Genomic DNA, 17292 nt, shown 5'->3' with positions numbered 1-17292 from the left:
TGGTCTGGGTTGGGTGCGAAGCACTCGTGCCATGGCATCCTGGATGCGATTGCTGACAAGGCGCACGGCATGGTCCCTGCCATGTTGCAGACAGGGGGGACTTCCGTCGGTTCGAGTTTTCCGTCATCCTGAAGCTGGAACGGCCAGGGTTGTTCGGTGAAGGAAGGGTAGCCATGTCATTGAATGAGATGGAGCTGCGGGGGCCGCTGATCGTCGGGGTCATCCCCCGGCAACATCCAGAGGTTGTTGCCCAAGCTGCCTTCCTGGCCGAACAGTTAGAAAGGACAATAATTTTCGCCTACGTGGAGCCCAAGAGCTATCTGACGGAAATGAACCTTACGGTCAGGATGACGGATCTGCCGGTTCCCCCGCGGGAGATCGAAGAAGACATGAGTGCCGATGCAGCGGGGATCTTTGCTGCTATCGGGGCCCTGATGGTTGACAGCTCGGCGACGTGGATCTTGCGCATCATGGGCGGGGAACCTTGGGTGGCGCTGGTTCGTCTGGCGGATGAGGCCCGGGGTTCAATGTTTGTCGTGGGGACACGGGAAGCAAATTTTGGGGCCTATGTATCCGAATTCCTGAAAGGCGCCGTTGCCGCCCGGCTGACCGCACACCAGCACCGACCGGTGTTGGTGGTCCCTGCGGCTGCCAGGGTCAGGAATCCTTGATCGAAGATCGTGTGCTGTCCGGCTTCCGACGTGATGGCCAGCTACCTTGAGGCCATTGAATGGAATCATTCCGCTGTAGTGTACGGCCGTAGGCGTTGATGTAGTATCCGTTCTGGTTTTGCGCTTTACTGGTTCTATCCCCGTTATTGCCATCGAAAAGAGGCCAGTAATTATGGATTCGGGCCAGCTAGCATGGACCATCACGATCATCGTTGTCGTTCTTCTGATCCTCGGCTTGGTATTTTTTTTCGGCCGCCGATGGAAGCAGAAGAAGAACCACGAGCGAGCGGAGAATCTCCGCCAGTCGGCGGCTGCCGACGAACTCGATGCCCGGGAACGTGAAGCCAAAGCTGCACGGTCGGCGGCGGAAGCGCAGCAAGCGGAAATTGATGCGGAGCGCCTCCGTGAAGAGGCCCGCAACCAAGTCGAAGAGGCGCAGTCAGCCCGATCGCGGGCCCAGGATCAAGCAACGAAGGCCGAGTCGCTTGATCCGGAAGGCGAAATCAGTGACCGTCAACCCGCCGACGCATCCGACGCACGGCAGGAACACACCACTGATCCCAATCAGCCGGAACAACCCCGCAAAACCGAGGACGAAAGAGGTCCTCGGGATGGTGGGGCTACACAATATTGAATCCGTTGCAGCCATTGAAACCAGTCCACTGGAAGGGTGACGTTCTCCTGAGAGAACACTTACCCTGCTCAAAGCGCTCGGAAGGGTTGGCACATGTCCAGGTTGGCCGCCTCGGGCTAAACGGGCATTCGAAACGGTGGAGCCGAAAGGACACCCTAGGTCGAAGCGAATGTTGGGAGGATCCCGGATGCCAAGGCAAGGAAATTCGCCGATCAAGGACGAAGAGCTCTACGAGACGCTGCAGGATGAGGGAAACTCGAAGCAAAAATCGGCCCGTATCGCCAACACGGCAGCCCGCGGCGGCCGCAAGGCCGTGGCAAAGCGAGGCGGCGAATCCGGAAACTACGAGGACTGGACAGTGCCCGAACTCAAGGAGCGCGCCAAGGAAATCGGCCTGACCGGTTACTCGAAACAACGCAAGACCGAACTGATCCGATCCCTACGCAACTCATAGCGGATTCTCCTACCGGTTGTGGTCTGCACCTAAAACCTCCGACCAGCAGCCTATCTACTCGAGGAAAGGCATATGAGGTCAAGTCCGGGCCTCTGGGGCCGGGATGAGGCACCGGGGAGGGAATTGTCAATGGACCCGGCGATGGTGGATAAGGAGGGTTAGGAGCCAGACCCGGCGGTGGAGCTGGAATGAATAAAAGGGATCCGGCACCGACTCTTGTGCGGGCAGGGTCTCGTCTTCGAGAGTGAATGAGTCGCTTGAATCCTGGGAATACTTCAGTAACACACAGGTACTCCTCGGAGTTGAGAGTTGAGAGTTGAGAGTTGAGAGTTGAGAGTTGAGAGTTGAGAGTTGAGAGTTGGGAGCTAAGCCAGCTTGGTCCGAAATCTAGGGGGGCAGCGGGAGACCACTCCGAGATGCCCCGTGGCCATAGTTACACGTTGCCGCGCAGAAAGGTCTAGACGTATTCCTGAGCACCAGAATTTGACGGTGGCGCAGTAATCCCGAGGTGATCTTCTACTGAAGCCGTTGTCGGGTATGAAGCCAAGCCACGCGCTGGGAGCCGTATCAGGCCAACGGAGGGTGCATCGTTGCCCACGAAGCTTCGATGCCAATGAAAGGGGAGAACGATGAACCAGCTGGATCTGATCCGAGCAGCAGCTGAAGATGTGGCCTCGGCTCGGGTGCTGCTCCGGGAACGAGTAGAGACGCTGGACTCGATCGTGAAGAGCGCTTTGGAACACGGGGTGCCTATCGACCAAATCGACGAAGCGAAAAGCCCATCCTGGAACGCGACCTCCCAGACCTCGGATGAGCATCGAGCGCTGACCTCTTCATAGGCGAAGTGTGCCCCGCCGGAACCCTCGTGGGATTTGGTCGTGGGCGGGCATTCACTTGTACCGTTCGGGGAAATGGGCCCTCCGAATGTGCGGGCAGGCACTTGTGTCCTGTCCCGAGCAATCATCACCGTACCGGCTTTCTCGGGGCCCGGCGAAAATCCGCAGCGCACATGCCGCTGACAGCGGTTTGAATCATGGGCAGGAAGACTCGGAATAGACGTGATGCTTGTATTCAAAGCTCTTTTTGAAGTGGCCTCTCCAACTTTGGCCAGGCTTCTTCATGACTTCACATAGAAGACGTCCTAAATTGCTGAAGCGATCCAGATCACCAAAGCAATGGCCAAAAGAACGCCAACGATTGTCCACACAAGGTTGCTTCCACGCATGAGACTTACTTCCGTTCTCTTCGTTGATACTTCTTCATCATCGGCTGGCGAAACCCCCAGTTCAAGACTGACTGTTCTAAAAACTGCCCCAAACGGTGCGGCTGGGATGGCTTGTTGAATCATGAGCTGGAACGTCCAAAGTCATCGTCTTGAGACGGCTACTGGCAGTGGGCCAGCATCGGCCCACTGCCAAGGAACCGAGCAGACCGATATCCATTGGAGAAAATGACATTTCAACTGTCAGATTTTTGGTGTGGGGTGACTTGCTGGTGGGGGATAGTCAAATGGCCGAACCCATCCTTTGCGACGATGCCGTATTTTCCTCTGTTGGTTCCTTCGCCGTCGAACCAGAGGGCGCATTTGCCGCAGTTGATTTTGTCGACTTGTCTCGACGCACGGACCGAAAGGGGGGTCTGGGAATACCGGTTTCGATAGTCACTGCCTCCCGTGCGCTAAAACGGATGTAATGGGAAATGCCGCGGGGAAAATCGTCCGCGGCTGACCAACCCGGAATCCGAGGACCCCATGAAAGCCACCTATATGTACGGCGCGGGCGACGTGCGCATCGAGAACGTGCCCGACCCGGTCATCCAGCAACCGACCGACGCGATCGTGAGGGTGGTTCGTTCCTGCGTGTGCGGATCCGACCTCCACCCATACCATTCCATGCAGCATTCCGGCGCCGGTAGGCCGATGGGCCACGAGATGATCGGCATCGTCGAGGACCTGGGATCCGCCGTCTCGACGCTGAAACGGGGCGACTTCGTGATCGCCCCGTTCGCGTTCCAGGACAACACGTGCGTGTTCTGCCGCGAGGGGTTCCAGACCTCCTGCATCCACGGCGGTTGGTACGGCAACACCGAGGTCGGGGGACTGCAGGCCGAACTGGCCCGCATCCCGCAGGCCGACGGAAGCCTTGTGTCGGTTCCGGGGATCGACGAGAGAAACGAGCTGCTCCCGTCGCTGCTCACGCTCTCCGACGTTTACCTGACCGGTTTCCACGCGGCCCACATGGGCCAGGTGTCGGCGGGGAAGACCGTCACGGTGATCGGCGACGGGGCAGTGGGCCTCTCCGCAGTCCTCGCATCCCGGCAGCTCGGCGCCGAGCGCATCATCCTGATGGGCCGCCACCGGAGCCGCACGGACCTGGGCATAGAGTTCGGGGCCACCGACGTCGTCGCCGAACGCGGTGAGGGGGGCATCGCAAAGGTCATGGAACTGACCCGCGGCGAGGGCAGCCACGTGGTGCTCGAGGCCGTGGGACACATGCCGGCCTACGAGCAGGCCTATGGCGTGGTGCGGCCCGGCGGCGTGATCTCCCGCGTGGGAGTGCCGCAGTATGAGGAAGCCCCCGTCGGGTTCGGATCGCTGTTCGGCAAGAACGCCACCCTGACCGGTGGACCGGCTCCGGTGCGCGCCTACATGGAACCGGCGATCCAGCAGGTGCTCAACGGTCAGATCAACCCCGGCAGGGTCTTTGACCGCTCCGTGACGATCGATGGCGTGCCGGCCGGCTACCGGGCCATGAACAACCGCGATGCGCTGAAAGTGCTCGTGACCTTCTGATGGGTGCGCTGCGGCAGGTCCTTGAAACCGAGACGGACGCACCGCCCCGCAGGACCGCGATCCTGGCCATGGTCCTGTCCGCCGAACGCCCGGGGCACCCGCGCGGTCGCGCAAAAATACAAGAGTCAAACATTGGAGAGCAACCATGAGCACGCACAAGCGACCCAAGCCCCCGACCGTCAAGGGTCCCGGTGAGTGGTTCACAGGGGACGTCTACTTCAACGCCTATTACGCAGGCCAGACACCCTCCCGGACCCGGCTCAACCTGGTGCGCTTCACCCCGGGCGCGCACACCGCGTGGCACAAGCACGCGGTCGGCCAAACGCTGCACGTCACGGAGGGCCTGGGCTACGTGCAGTCGCGCGGCGAGGAATTGATCGAAATGCACCCGGGCGACACCGTCTACACCCCGCCCGGGGAATGGCACTGGCACGGGGCCACCGCCGACAACTTCATGTGCCACCTGGCCCTGTGGGAAGCGCCGGCGGATGCAGACGAACCCGAAACTGTGTGGGGCGCCAAGCTCACCGATGAAGAATACCCCGACGGCGAGCACCCCGCGGGGCAGTAGCGCACTCGTCGAGCAGACACGAGTACCCGGCACCGATCCATCAGGACCGGTGCCGGGTACTTACTGGTTTCGGCCGCGCCCGACCATCGACGGGTCGGCAAGGGCCGGATTGTCGTGGGTGGCGGCCCAAGAGGCCAGCATCCGCAGGGCGTCGGCCGTGGGCGAGCCCTCCGGCGCCGTGTACACGTTCATGACCAGCCCGGGTTCGCTGGGCAGCTCCATCGACTGGTAGTTCAAGTCGAGGTCGCCGACGACGGGGTGGTGCAGCCGCTTCAGCCCGCTGCGGTGGAAGACGACATCGCGGGAGGCCCAGCGTTCCCTGAACAACTCGCTCTGCGTCGACAGCTCACCGACAAGCCGTATCAACTGTGGATCGTGCGGGTTGCGGCCGGCCTCGAGGCGCAGCATCGCGGCCGCGTCGTTGGCGATTTGGTCGTAGTCGCGCCAAAACTCGCGGGCCGCGGGATTGAGGTAGGTGAACCGGGTGGTGTTCACGGGGCGGCGCGGGTCCTCGAAAACCGGAAGGTAGAGGGCCCTGCCCATCCGGTTGGCGGCCAGGATGTCGTGGCGGCCGTTGCGCACCCAGGCCGGGGCATCGGTCATGGCGTCGAGCACCTGCTGCACCTCGGGGCGCACCACCAGCGCGGGGCTGCGCCTGGTGCGGGCCGGCCCGGCCGCGCGGGCCAGATCGAAGAGGTATTCGCGCTCGGCCTCGTCGAGCCGCAGGGTCCGAGCAATGGCGTCCAAGACGCTCTCGGAGGCGCCAGCCAGGTTGCCGCGCTCCAAGCGCACGTAGTAGTCGACGGAGACGCCGGCAAGCATGGCGACCTCCTCGCGCCGCAGCCCTGGCACGCGGCGGTTGCCGCCGTACGCGGGCAGGCCGGCCTGTTCCGGGGTGACCCGGGCACGCCGGGAACCGAGGAACTCACGAATGTCGGCACGCACGTCATCTCCCATGTTTTCAACCATAGGCTTTCCGTGGCGCGGGCGGGAGGCCCTGTCAGTACCCGTCGCCGGCTATCGTTCGTCGTCGAAACGTACGTGTGCCAGGCGGTGCAGCATGAGCGCGACATCAAGGCGGGTGCGACCCGCCGAAGTCGACGGGTCGTAGCCAAGACTGCCTGGCAGCTTGAGCAGGCGGGCACACATCGTTGAGTGGTGCACCCCCGCCTCTGCCGCGAGAGCGCGTTGGCTGGCGCCGTCAACGAGGGCACGCAGCATTCGCACGGTCCACGGACCCGTGGCCAGATCCTCAATCGCCTGGGCATCGGGGTGTGCCGTGGCACGTTGGTCCTCCGTCTCGGCTAGGGAAAGGAGTGCGCCGAGGTCGGCGGCCCGCATCACGGGGCGTTCGTCGTCGGCGAGCCGCAACGCGATGAGCGCGGAGCGCCACGACTCGCGCAGGTCGCCGGCGGACCGGGCCGCGATGCCGATGCCTGCCCGCGAAGCTGGGGCGCCGTCATCCGGCGCGAGCACGGCGCGGACGATCCCGAACCGCGTCCCGACCATCGCATGCGGCAACGCCCGGTAGAGGGTAGTCGATGCCGGAATCGCCATCGCGTGGGTTCTCGCATGGGCGCCGAAGGAAAGCCGGGCGGCCGCCTCTGCGCGCTCATCGTCCGCCGCATCGCCGGCCAGCAGCACCTCGACCGCGCGCCGGGTGGGTGCCAGGGTGTCGAGCCGCCTCGAGAGGATCGACAACGCAATCGCGACCCGCTCGAGCACCAACGCGTCGTTGGCGTGCGCCGCGTCCCCGCGTTCGAGCCACACGACGGATCCCTCGCCGGCCGGCGCCGACGGCCAGCCGTCGGGCGGTCCGGCATGCAGTTCGGTGCCGTCCGCGGCGAAGCGCCGGCCCGATTCCTGGCCTGCCCGGCGGTGGCCGATCGGCGCCCCGCAGAGCACCGCGGCTCCGCGCAACATGCCCTCGGCCCCGACCCGGCCGTCGATGAGCTTGTCGAAGTAGGTGATGACCTTCAGCGACTCGCTCGCCTCCGGATCGAGGGCGCTGAGCCTGCCCGAAAGTTCCTTCATCGCCCATTCCCCCTTGCGTCGCCGGTGCACCCCATCCTACGTGGACGGGGTGCACCAGGTGCGTGGTTCAGGCCTCGAGCATGCGCGTGAGCCAGCGGTTGCGGGTGTCGACCATCGCGATCGACACCTGGGCCTGCGGGGCAAGGCCGTCGAATCCGTGGAACCCGCCGGGCCAGACGTGCAATTCGGCGGTGCCGCCCGCCGCCCAGATCTGGGAGGCGTACGCGACGCACTCGTCGCGGAACACCTCCGCGCTGCCGACGTCGATGAAGGTCGGCGGCAGGCCGGAGAGGTCCTCGGCACGCGCCGGAGCCGCATAGATCGACACCTCGTCGGTGCCCCGGCGGTCGCCGAGGAGCGCGTTCCACCCGGTGAAGTTGCTGGCGCGGTCCCAGACGCCGATGCCCTGGAACTGGTGGGAGGAGACGGTCTCGTTGCGGTCGTCGAGCATCGGGTAGATGAGCAGTGAGGCACGCAGGGCCGGCCCCTGCCGGTCGCGGGCCAGCAGGGTGACGCCGGCGGACAGGCCGCCGCCGGCGGAGGCGCCGCCGACGATGATCCTGGTCGGATCGATGCCCAGCTCCGCGGCGTTTTCGGCGGTCCAGACGAGCCCCGCGTAGCAGTCCTCCACCGGCACGGGGTCGGGGAACTCGGGGGCGAGCCGGTACTCGACGCTCACGATCACGGCGCCGTGGCTGGCGACGAAGGGGAGGAATGACTGCACGCCCGCGAAGCGGTTGCCGATCACCATGCCGCCGCCGTGGATGTGGTAGATCCCGGGGCCAGCGGTGTCCTGGCCGGGACGGCGGTAGATCGAGACGACGATCTCATCGCCGTTGCAACCGGGGATCGTGCGCTCCTCGTGCACGGCCCCGACGCTGGCGACCAGCTCGTCGAATGCGGGATCGAACGGCATCTCCCGCATGAGCGGGATCATCTCCGGGGTGAACGTGGGCGGGATGATCCCGGCGACGAGGTCAAGGGCGGCGCCGAGCTCGGGATCGAACGGCGGCGCGGTGTAGGTGGGCATGGTGGACCTCCATTGGTTGGATCACCGCGACAGTGCGGCCTGGTTCAATGCTCGCAAAGCCGGCCGAATGCCGCGACCGCCACTCGCGGCCGATTGCGGCATCGGCATCCGCCACGTGGCGGGTCACCGGGCCGTCTGCCTGTCGCTCGTCGAGGATCGGACGCACCAATGGAACGGGAGCAGCGGAGGGCCTTGAGTCTGCGGATTCGCTGGTCTTGCAGGAAATTTGCAACGGAAATCCTTCAAAAATCGGAATGATAGTGTTCCCTCCAATGGTCTCCATGGCGTTGCCGGTTCGCGTGGGTGACGCCCGGTGTCGGGCCTGCTTCGAGGCCGCCGGCGGCGTGCTCAGGGGCCCTCGAGATTTTCCTTGTAGGAAGGGACTAGTTCCAGGTCGATGTTGGAGGTGTCGATTCCGGCCGCCCTGAGCATCTTCTTGAGGGAGGCGGCATCGGGAAGCGGCAGCGGGCCGGTGGCCCGCACTGTCACGCCGTCCAAGCCGGTGTTGACCTGGAGCAGGTCCCATCCGCCGGACTCTGCCCAGGTTTCGGCCACCGATTGAATGGCGCTTTCCTCCAGTGCGTTGCGGCTGTTGCTGATGCTCGAAAGCGTGAGCGGGATTCCGACGATCAACAACATGGCGACGATGGCAAGAGTTGCGTGCCGCCGGTTGACAGGTTTCCCGCCGGCTTGTTTTCCCCCTGCTTGGCCGACGGCCGGAAGGCCCCGGCCAACACCGTAGAAGGCCATCACGGCAATTCCGGTTACAAGGATCGCGGCGACGTTGGTGGTGAACAGCAGCAGCGCCCCGAGCGATTGGGAGTAGGCCCCCGATTCGAGGGTGAGGCCCGCGACGGCCAGGGGCGGGACGAGGGAGATTGCTATGGCGACGCCCGGGAGGGTATCGGAAATGTCGCGGCGGATGAGTGCGATCGACCCGACGACACCTGTTCCGAGTGCCGCGAGCAGATCCATAAGATCGGGGTTCACCCGGCTGGCGACTTGCGAATTGTTGGCGGCCACGACCTCGCTCGCCACGCTCAGGCCGATCAGGTAGCCGATGGTGACCGATGCGGCGGCTCCCGCGATGACAAGCGCGATCGATCGAATCAGGTTTGTTCGATCGCCCAACACCGTCGAGAGCATGATTCCCTGGATGGGCAGCAGCATGGGTGCGACAATCATCGCCCCGATCACCGTCGCCGTTGAGTCCGCGACGACACCTGCGGAAGCGATGATCGTGGAAAGGATGAGCAGGATCCAGAACCGGTCGAGTCGTTGTCTGCGCTCGGGCGGCTCGAACAGGACGGCGTCTCGCATGCTCGCGACACTGTTCCGGATCGACGTGGCGTCGTTGTCCATCGGGCCTCCTGGGAACCTTGGCGCGCTCGCGCAGACGCAACATCGGGGTTCGGGCCCAGATGCGCCTTGCGAGTACCCTAATACGGGTTCACGGCCATCCGGTAGCATCCGGAGCCATCGATTCCCCGACGCGGATCGCGGTGGCCTCCATCAGGAGCATCCCGAACCCCGAATCACCGTGCCTAGTGGTCCAGGGTGACGGTGCGCAGGTCCAGCCGGCGCAACACGCGGTCCACCAGTTCGGGGTCGTTGCCCGGCTCGTTGCGGGCCTTGAGCATTTCCTCGCGGGCCGCATCCAGCGCCTCGCGCTGCACGTCGTCCATGATGGTGAGGATCTGCTTCAGGCGCAGCATCTTTTCCGGGTCCTGCTCGAAGTCGGCTTCCAGGATGGTGTGCAGCGATGACATGCGGCGTGCCAGCGCGTCGCGGCGCTTCTGCGGCAGCGCCGCCGCGGCCGTCGAGCGCTTCATGGTTTCCAGGGCGACCTTTTCCGCGCGGCGGGCCAGCGAGCGCTGCTTGCGTTCCTCCGCGGCATGGTCGTTGGGAAGCTTGAGCGCACGCATCAGCGCCGGCAGCGTCAGGCCGGGAACCACCAGGGTCACGATCAATACGGCGCAGGCCGTGGCGATCACAAAGTTGCGGCCTTCCAGCGGCTCCCCGTTGGCCAGGGTCGTCGGGAGCGCCAGCGCCAGGGCAAGCGTCGCCAGCCCGCGCATGCCGCACCAGGTGAGGACCAGGACCTCCTTGAGCGAGCCCGGCGTGTGGTTCTTGCGCTCGGTTCCGCCCATCTTGAACATCGCCATCATCCACAGGAACCGCACCAGGACAACGGCGATGCAGATCGCTGCGATGCCGGGGATGAACGTGAACAGGTTCCGGCCCTCGTCCTCGATGATGTAACGCATCTCGATGCCCACCAGGCCAAAGGCAACACCTGTGGTCAGCAGCTCCACGACATCCCAGAAAGCGGTCCGGGTCAGGCGTTCCTCGGAGTCCTGCGGACGCGCGCGGCGCCCCAGTTCCAGGGCCGTGACAACCACGGCGACAACGCCGGAGAAATGGACCTCTTCGGCCAGGAGGTAAACGGCGTAGGGCGCCACCAGCGTCGCGGCCGAACGGGCCACCAGGTTGGGTACAAAGCGGTTGAGCGTTCCGACAACCCAGGCCATGGACAGGCCCAGCACCACGGCGCCCGCGGCACCCACCAGGAACTTCGGGACGACTTCCCAGCCGACCTCGCCGCCGCTGAGGGCCGCCGCGACCGCGGCCTGGAAGATCACGATGGCCATCGCGTCGTTGAACAGGCCCTCGGTCTGCAGCACGGTGATCAGCCTGCGCCGCATCTTGACCTTGCTGGCGATGGCCTCAACGGCCACCGGGTCCGGCGGGGCAACGATCGCGCCCAGCGCGATGGCCACCGGGAGGCTCAGCGCCGGGGCAATGAACCAGGCCGCGCCGGCAGCCACGGCGGTTGTGGCAACCACCAGCAAGACCGCCAGCAGCACCAGCGAACGCCAGCGCAGGCGGAAGATCGACCAGGAACTTCGCTGGGCGGCCGCGTAAAGCAAGGGCGGCAGGAAAAGCGGAAGGATGAGCTCGGGGTTGATGTGGACTTCCGGAATGAAGGGCAGGAACGCCGCCCCGGCGGAAAACACGAGCATCAGGATCGGGTAGGGCAGCCGTATTCGCTCGCCAAGGCCCGCAACGAGCACCGTTCCGAACAACAAGCCAACCAACAACAGCAAAAATTCCACGTCTTAACCCCTATCCCGTCAGGCAATTTTTTCATACGCATGTGTCAACGAGGTAAATAGAAGTCGTTTTCTTCCATGGGCGCACCGGCCCGGAGCTGTAGCGTGTCATCCAGACGGCCCCGCGAATGCCCAGGAGTGAAACGTGAACCAGCAAACCGTCATCTACCCGGCCAGGCTTGTCAGGACCATGGATCCGGCCCGGCCGGTGGCCACGGCGATCGCCGTGCGCGACGGACTGGTCCGCGCCGTCGGATCGGTCGAGGAACTCTGCCGGTACCCCGACACGATGATTGACGGGCGCCATGCGGACAAGGTCCTGCTTCCGGGTTTTGTCGAGGCGCACGCCCACGCCGGTTCCGCAAGCGTCTGGGAAGGCCAGGTCTATGTGGGGTATTTCGGCCGCACCGACCCCGACGGCAAGCACTGGCCGGGGTGCACGAACACCAAGGCGGTGCTGGAGCGGTTGCGCGAGGCCGAGGCCGTGCTTGCCGATCCCGGCACGCCGCTGCTGGCCTGGGGCCTGGACAACATCTACTTCCCCGATTCCCGCCTGCTGTCCCGCGAACTCGACGCCATCTCCGCGACCCGCCCGATCAAGGTCGGCCACGCCAACGGCCACGTGGCCGTCGTGAATTCCGCCGTCCTGGCGGCCGCCGGGATCGATACCGCGAGCCGCGTCGAGGGCGTCGAAAGGTACCCGGACGGCACGCCCAACGGAGAATTGCGCGAATTCGCCGCAATGGGCCTGGTGGCGCACCTCTTCGGCGACCACGCCTCCGCCATCACCCCGAGGACCCTGAACCAATTTGCGCAGGACGCCGTCAACCGCGGCGTCACCACCATCACCGACCTCGGATCCACGGGCCTGGACACTGCCGAAGGCCGTGCGCCCTTTGCCGACGTGATCGGCGAAGACTTCCCGGTCCGGCTCTCGGTGTTCCAGCTCGGGGTGGGTCTGGGAACCGGCCCGGCCGCGGCCCGGCTGGCCGAAGAACTGGCGGAGGCCCGCAGACACAACACCGCCAAGCTGCGCTTCGGGCACGTCAAGCTGATGCTCGACGGGTCAATCCAGGGGTTCACCGCCCGGCTGCTGGCCCCGGGATACCTGGGCGGCCAGCCCAACGGCATGTGGAACACCACCCCGGAGGAATTCGAGACCGCTTTCACCGCCTTCCATCGTGCGGGGCTGCTCATCCACGTGCACTGCAACGGCGACGAGGCCAGCGAGCTGTTCCTGGACACGCTCGAGAAGGTGCTCACCAAACACCCTCGCCCCGACCACCGGCACACCATCACCCATTCGCAGCTGACCACCCAGGCCCAATACCGTCGGGCGGCCGCGCTGGGGGCCTGCGCCAACATCTTCTCCAACCACCTGTGGACCTGGGGCGACCAGCACGCCGATGCGATCCTCGGCTGGGACAGGGCCGCGCGCATGAACGCCGCCAGGTCGGCGCTGCGGGCCGGTGTTCCCATCTCGCTGCACTGCGACGTCCCGGTCACCGAGCTGCACCCGTTGAAGACCATGAAGCACGCCGTCACCCGGCTGGCCCCGTCCGGGCGGGTGTTGGGGGAGTTCGAACGCATCACCGCCGAAGAAGCCCTGCACGCCGTGACCCTCGGGGCCGCCTACATGCTGAAGATGGACGGCGAGGTCGGTTCCCTCGAGGCCGGCAAGCGCGCCGACGTGGCGATCCTTGAGCGAGACCCCCTGACGGTCGATCCCGAGGCCCTGGGGGAGATCCGCGTTGCCGGGACCATGGTCGGCGGCCGGCACCATGCCGCCAAGCGAGGCGCTATGGAAAACGAGGCACTGTAGAAAACGAGGCACTGTAGAAAACGAGGCACCGTAGGCGCTGCCCATTCCTGAGCAGGTGCCGCGACACAGGAAAGGCCCGCATCCCGGGAGCCGCCCACCATGGTGGGCGGCTCCCGGGATGCGGGCCGTTGCCTCGGGCGGTCCCTAGCCGATGCCGATGGCTCCGGTCAGCACGCCCACGGCGAGCATCACCAGGGAGACCACGAGTGCGCGCCACAACACCTTCTTGTGGTGTTCGCCCAGGTCGACCTTGGACAGCGAGACCAGCAGCAGGATGGCCGGGACCAGCGGGGACTGCATGTGCACCGGCTGGCCGGTGATCGAGGCGCGGGCCATGTCCACCGGGTCGATACCGTAGTGGGCGCCGGCCTCGGTGAGCACCGGCAGGATGCCGAAGTAGAACGCGTCGTTGCTCATGAAGAACGTCGCCGGGATGGAGATCAACCCGGTGAGCACGGCTAGCAGCGGGCCCATGGAGGACGGGATCACGTCGACCAGCCAGGCGCTCATGGCCTCGACCATGCCGGTGCCGGAGAGCACGCCGGTGAGCACCGCCGCGGCCAGGACCATGGAGACCACGGCGATCACCGAGGATGCGTGGGATGAGATCATCTTGGCCTGGTCGGAGATCTTCGGGAAGTTCACCAGCAGGGCCACGGCGGTGCCGACCATGAACAGGTAGGACAGCGGGACCAGGTCCAGGATCAGCAGCACCATGATGGCCACCGTCATCGACAGGTTGAAGATGAACAGCTTGGGGCGCAGGGTCTCGCGGTTCGGGTCCAGCACGGTGCCGTTCATGGTGGCGGTTTCGGTGCCGTCGCCCAGCACCGCCACCTGTTCCATCAGCGCGGTGCCGCGGCCGCCGACGGACGGGGTGCCGTTGGGAATGCGCGATGCCGGGGGCTTGGGAGTGCCGCCGGAGATGTTCAGGGTCGAACCCACGCCCCAACGCAGGGGATCCTCGCGCTGCAGGCGCTTGCGCTCGGAAATGCCCATGGCCCAGGCGAAGGCGAAGACCGCGATGAGGCCGGCGCCCAGCGCCGGAAGCATCGGAACGAACACCTCGGAGGCGTCAACGTGAAGCGCCGCGGCGGCGCGGGCGGTCGGGCCGCCCCACGGGACGATGTTCAGCGTGCCGTTGGTCAGGCCGGCCACACAGGTCAGCACCACCGGGCTCATGCCCAGGCGCTGGTAGATCGGCAGCAAGGCAGCTGTGACCACGATGAACGTGGTCGACCCATCGCCGTCCAGGGAGATCAGGCCGGTCAACAGGGCGGTGCCGATGACAACCTTGGCCGGGTCGTTGCCGACCAGCTTCAGGATGCCGTCGACCAGCTTGTCGAAGAGGCCCACGTCGATCATGATGCCGAAGTACATGATGGCGAACATGAGCAGCGCCGCGGTTCCGGACATCGACTTCACCGCGTCCATCACCATGTCGCCGATGCCGAGCCCGGCCCCGGCGAAGAGGCCGAAGACCGTGGGCACGATGATCAGCGCCAGCAACGGGGTCATGCGCTTGGTCATGATGAGCGCCATGAAGGTGGCGACCATCAGGAACCCGAGTGCTACCAGCATGGGGGATCTCCTTTGGGTGAAGTGTGTTGGTTGGAGCCGTGCCGGGTGCAGTGCTGCGAACGGTGACAGGCTGTGAGCCACAACGCTACGTGTGCCAGGTCACGTTGGTGCCGTTGTGCGCACAAAGCGGTCTTCTTCCCCTAAAAACCTTTTTGCTCATAAAACTCACCACTGGTTCTAGACTTGGTGCATGTCCCCAGCAACAAAACCAGGCCGCGGTTTTGCAGCCCGCATCATGACCCTGCAGTTCGCGGTGCTCGGCCTGCTGATCGTGGTGGTCACGATCGCGACGATCATTGCGAGCTACAACAGGGTGTTTGAACGGGCGGAGAACACCTCGTTGGCCATCGCCCGCACCGTCGCTGCCACCGGGCAGGTGCGCGAGGAGGTCGCGCGCCACTCGGCACTGGAGACCCTGGACCTGAACGAATTGCGCACCGGGCCGCTGCAGCAACTCGCCGACGACGTGCGCGGCCGGGCCGCGGCCGACTTCGTGTCGATTCTCGAGGACCGCGGGCTGCGCCTGGCCCACCCGAACCCCGATGAAATCGGCAAGCCGGCGTCGACCGAGCCGGTGGCGCTGAGCGGCATCGAAGCCGTCTTGCGTGAACGCGGCTCGTTGGGCGACTCGGTGCGCGCCAAGGTCCCGGTCTATGCGCCCGGTTCCGGCCAGGTCGTCGGCCAGGTCTCGGTGGGGGTGGTCACCGACTCGCTGACCGGGGCGCTGATGGCCTCCATCTCCTGGATCCTGCTCTTTGCGGCACTTGCCGCCGCGGTGGCGATCGTTGCCGGGCGGGTGACGGTGCGCCGGCTCAAGGCCCAGACCCTGGGGCTGGAACCGGCGGAAATGGCGCAACTGCTCCGGGACCAGGATGCGGTGCTTTACGGCGTGGAGGACGGGGTGATCGGCATCGGCAGGGACGGTCGCATCAGCGTGCGCAACAAGGCGGCACGCCTCATGCTGGGCCTTCCGCACCGCCACGAGTCCGCCGACATCGTGGGCCAGCCCTACGCGGAGGCGGGACTGCCCCCGGCGCTGGTCAGCGCCATCGACGCGGGGGAGCCCGGTACGCTCCGCCTGGAAACCGACAAGTCGGCGCTTGTGGCAACCGTGCATCCGGTCCTCCGCGAGAACCACGACCTGGGCAAGGTGGTGCTGCTGCGCGACGTCACCACCATCGAGACCCTCGGTTCCCGGCTGGACGCCGTGGAAACCATGGCCGGCGCCCTGCGCGCCCAGCGCCACGAGTTCGCCAATCGCCTGCACACGATTTCCGGGTTGCTGCGCAACGGGGATGTGGCCGAGGCCCAGGAGTACCTGGGCGAGGTCATTGAATCGGGCCCGGTGCGTGAACCGGTGCAGAACCTCGGGGCCATCGACGACACCTACCTGCGTGCCTTTCTGGGCGCCAAGGGCGTCAGCGCCTACGAGCTTGGCGTGGTGCTGCGCGTCGGCGAGGAAAGCGCGCTCTACGGGCGGCTCAACGACGCCCAGGATGCCACGGCGGTGCTCGGCAACCTCATCGACAACGCGCTGGCCGCCGCCGTCGAAGGCCCCGACCCGCGTTGGGTGGAAGTGGACCTGTTGGGGGAGGGGAACACCCTGCACGTTGCCGTCGCCGATTCCGGGACGGGGGTGCCGGCCGGCATGGACGTCTTCGCCGAGGGCGCGAGCACCGGGGCGGGGATCCCCGCCCAGGAACACGGCCACGGCGTGGGCCTGCCACTGATCCGCCGGTTGGCCAGGACCCGCGGCGGCGACGTATGGATTGCCGATGCTGGCGGAACGCACCCGGATCGCGGCGACCACTCGGCGTCCGGCGACGAATCATCAATCGCCGGCGCGGTGTTTGCCGCCCGCCTGCCCGGGGTGCTCACCCCCGAATCCACGACCACCGAAAGGCCATGATCTCCATGAATCCGACCAACGACCTGCGGGTCCTGGTGGTTGACGACGATTTCAGGGTGGCGGCCCTGCACGCCCGCTACGTGGACGAGGTCCCGGGCTTCACCGCCCTGCCGCCGGTCCACGACGCCCGCATGGTTCCGCGGGCCGTGGCCGAGGAAAAACCCGACCTGCTGCTCCTGGACGTGTACCTGCCGCAGGGCTCGGGCCTGGACCTGCTGGCCACGCTGGATGTCGACGCGTTTGTGCTCTCCGCGGCCACCGAGGTCGATGCCGTGCGCACCGCCATCCGCCGCGGCGCGCTGGGCTACCTGGTCAAGCCGTTCGACCCCAAGGTGCTTGCCACGAGGCTGCGTTCCTACGCCCGCTACCGCAGGCAGCTGGATTCGGCGACGGTGCTGGACCAGGGGGCGATCGACCGGGCGCAGCGCACCCTCCTGGCCGGAGACGAGGGCGGTGCCGTGGCCGCAACGCCCACCGAACAGGCGGTGCTTGCCGCGGTGGCCGCCACCGGGGAACCGGCAACGGTCATGCAGGTGGCCTCGGCCGTGGGCATCTCCCGGGCCACGGCCCAACGCTATCTGGCGACACTCGTCCAGGCGGGTTCGCTGCGCCTGGAACTGACCTACGGCAGCCGGGGCCGGCCCGAACACCGCTACCTGGTCCAGCACTAGCGGCCGGACGC

16 protein-coding genes are annotated in these 17292 nt (G+C 65.8%); 9 read left to right on the top strand and 7 right to left on the bottom strand.

The window, feature by feature from the left end; translation table 11 throughout:
* Window positions 1-173: 173 nt before the first annotated feature.
* The 4 genes from JOF47_RS20670 (at window position 174) to JOF47_RS20655 (ending at window position 2598) form a co-directional block, all read left to right on the top strand.
* Window positions 174-671: a universal stress protein gene (locus tag JOF47_RS20670; RefSeq protein ID WP_210002451.1), complete on the top strand. Its 498-nt coding sequence runs from the start codon at window positions 174-176 to the stop codon at window positions 669-671.
* 172 nt (window positions 672-843) lie between these two features.
* The gene (locus tag JOF47_RS20665; RefSeq protein WP_210002449.1) at window positions 844-1305 is read left to right on the top strand and encodes a hypothetical protein; all 462 of its coding nucleotides are present in this window, start codon (window positions 844-846) and stop codon (window positions 1303-1305) included.
* A 187-nt stretch (window positions 1306-1492) separates the two neighbouring features.
* The gene (locus JOF47_RS20660) at window positions 1493-1759 is read left to right on the top strand and encodes a DUF7218 family protein (protein ID WP_210002447.1); all 267 of its coding nucleotides are present in this window, start codon (window positions 1493-1495) and stop codon (window positions 1757-1759) included.
* Between the two features lie 629 nt (window positions 1760-2388).
* The gene (locus JOF47_RS20655; RefSeq protein WP_210002445.1) at window positions 2389-2598 is read left to right on the top strand and encodes a hypothetical protein; all 210 of its coding nucleotides are present in this window, start codon (window positions 2389-2391) and stop codon (window positions 2596-2598) included.
* A gap of 302 nt (window positions 2599-2900) precedes the next feature.
* Here the strand turns inward: JOF47_RS20655 and JOF47_RS20650 are convergent, their stop codons facing one another.
* Complete coding sequence (locus JOF47_RS20650; protein WP_210002443.1) at window positions 2901-3107, bottom strand: hypothetical protein; 207 nt, start codon at window positions 3105-3107, stop codon at window positions 2901-2903.
* Window positions 3108-3509: 402 nt separating this feature from the next.
* Between JOF47_RS20650 and JOF47_RS20645 the strand changes: the two genes are divergently transcribed.
* Both JOF47_RS20645 and JOF47_RS20640 read left to right on the top strand, forming a co-directional pair.
* Window positions 3510-4550, top strand: a complete 1041-nt coding sequence (locus JOF47_RS20645) for a zinc-binding dehydrogenase (protein WP_210002441.1) — start codon at window positions 3510-3512, stop codon at window positions 4548-4550.
* A 145-nt stretch (window positions 4551-4695) separates the two neighbouring features.
* Window positions 4696-5121 (top strand): (R)-mandelonitrile lyase, encoded by a 426-nt coding sequence (locus JOF47_RS20640; RefSeq protein WP_210002439.1) that lies wholly within the window; start codon window positions 4696-4698, stop codon window positions 5119-5121.
* 60 nt (window positions 5122-5181) lie between these two features.
* Here the strand turns inward: JOF47_RS20640 and JOF47_RS20635 are convergent, their stop codons facing one another.
* The 5 genes from JOF47_RS20635 to JOF47_RS20615 form a co-directional block, all read right to left on the bottom strand.
* Window positions 5182-6090 (bottom strand): helix-turn-helix transcriptional regulator, encoded by a 909-nt coding sequence (locus tag JOF47_RS20635; RefSeq protein ID WP_245357092.1) that lies wholly within the window; start codon window positions 6088-6090, stop codon window positions 5182-5184.
* A 48-nt stretch (window positions 6091-6138) separates the two neighbouring features.
* Window positions 6139-7155 carry a helix-turn-helix domain-containing protein gene (locus tag JOF47_RS20630; RefSeq protein ID WP_210002438.1) on the bottom strand — a complete coding sequence of 339 codons (1017 nt, stop codon included), beginning with the start codon at window positions 7153-7155 and terminating at the stop codon, window positions 6139-6141.
* 67 nt (window positions 7156-7222) lie between these two features.
* Window positions 7223-8185, bottom strand: coding sequence for an alpha/beta hydrolase (locus tag JOF47_RS20625; RefSeq protein ID WP_210002436.1), 963 nt, complete (start codon window positions 8183-8185; stop codon window positions 7223-7225).
* A gap of 348 nt (window positions 8186-8533) precedes the next feature.
* The gene (locus JOF47_RS20620) at window positions 8534-9547 is read right to left on the bottom strand and encodes a DUF389 domain-containing protein (protein WP_210002433.1); all 1014 of its coding nucleotides are present in this window, start codon (window positions 9545-9547) and stop codon (window positions 8534-8536) included.
* A 182-nt stretch (window positions 9548-9729) separates the two neighbouring features.
* The gene (locus JOF47_RS20615; RefSeq protein WP_210002431.1) at window positions 9730-11301 is read right to left on the bottom strand and encodes a Na+/H+ antiporter; all 1572 of its coding nucleotides are present in this window, start codon (window positions 11299-11301) and stop codon (window positions 9730-9732) included.
* 142 nt (window positions 11302-11443) lie between these two features.
* On the opposite strand from JOF47_RS20615, the gene JOF47_RS20610 reads away from it, so the two are divergent.
* Complete coding sequence (locus JOF47_RS20610) at window positions 11444-13120, top strand: amidohydrolase (RefSeq protein WP_342592885.1); 1677 nt, start codon at window positions 11444-11446, stop codon at window positions 13118-13120.
* Between the two features lie 144 nt (window positions 13121-13264).
* On the opposite strand, the gene JOF47_RS20605 is transcribed toward JOF47_RS20610, so the two are convergent.
* Window positions 13265-14701 (bottom strand): CitMHS family transporter, encoded by a 1437-nt coding sequence (locus tag JOF47_RS20605; protein WP_210002429.1) that lies wholly within the window; start codon window positions 14699-14701, stop codon window positions 13265-13267.
* A gap of 190 nt (window positions 14702-14891) precedes the next feature.
* Between JOF47_RS20605 and JOF47_RS20600 the strand changes: the two genes are divergently transcribed.
* Entirely contained in the window at window positions 14892-16610 is a 1719-nt protein-coding gene (locus tag JOF47_RS20600) for a sensor histidine kinase (protein WP_210002428.1), read from the top strand.
* On the top strand, window positions 16607-17281 hold the full coding sequence (locus JOF47_RS20595) for a response regulator (RefSeq protein WP_425354922.1): 675 nt from the start codon (window positions 16607-16609) through the stop codon (window positions 17279-17281). The genes JOF47_RS20600 and JOF47_RS20595 overlap by 4 nt, the downstream gene beginning before the upstream one ends.
* The last annotated feature ends 11 nt before the right edge of the window (window positions 17282-17292 follow it).

The sequence above is a fragment of the Paeniglutamicibacter kerguelensis genome (assembly GCF_017876535.1).
Taxonomy (GTDB): domain Bacteria; phylum Actinomycetota; class Actinomycetes; order Actinomycetales; family Micrococcaceae; genus Paeniglutamicibacter; species Paeniglutamicibacter kerguelensis.
The sequence above is the reverse complement of the archived record's forward strand: the minus strand, read 5'-3'. Positions and strand labels throughout refer to the sequence as shown.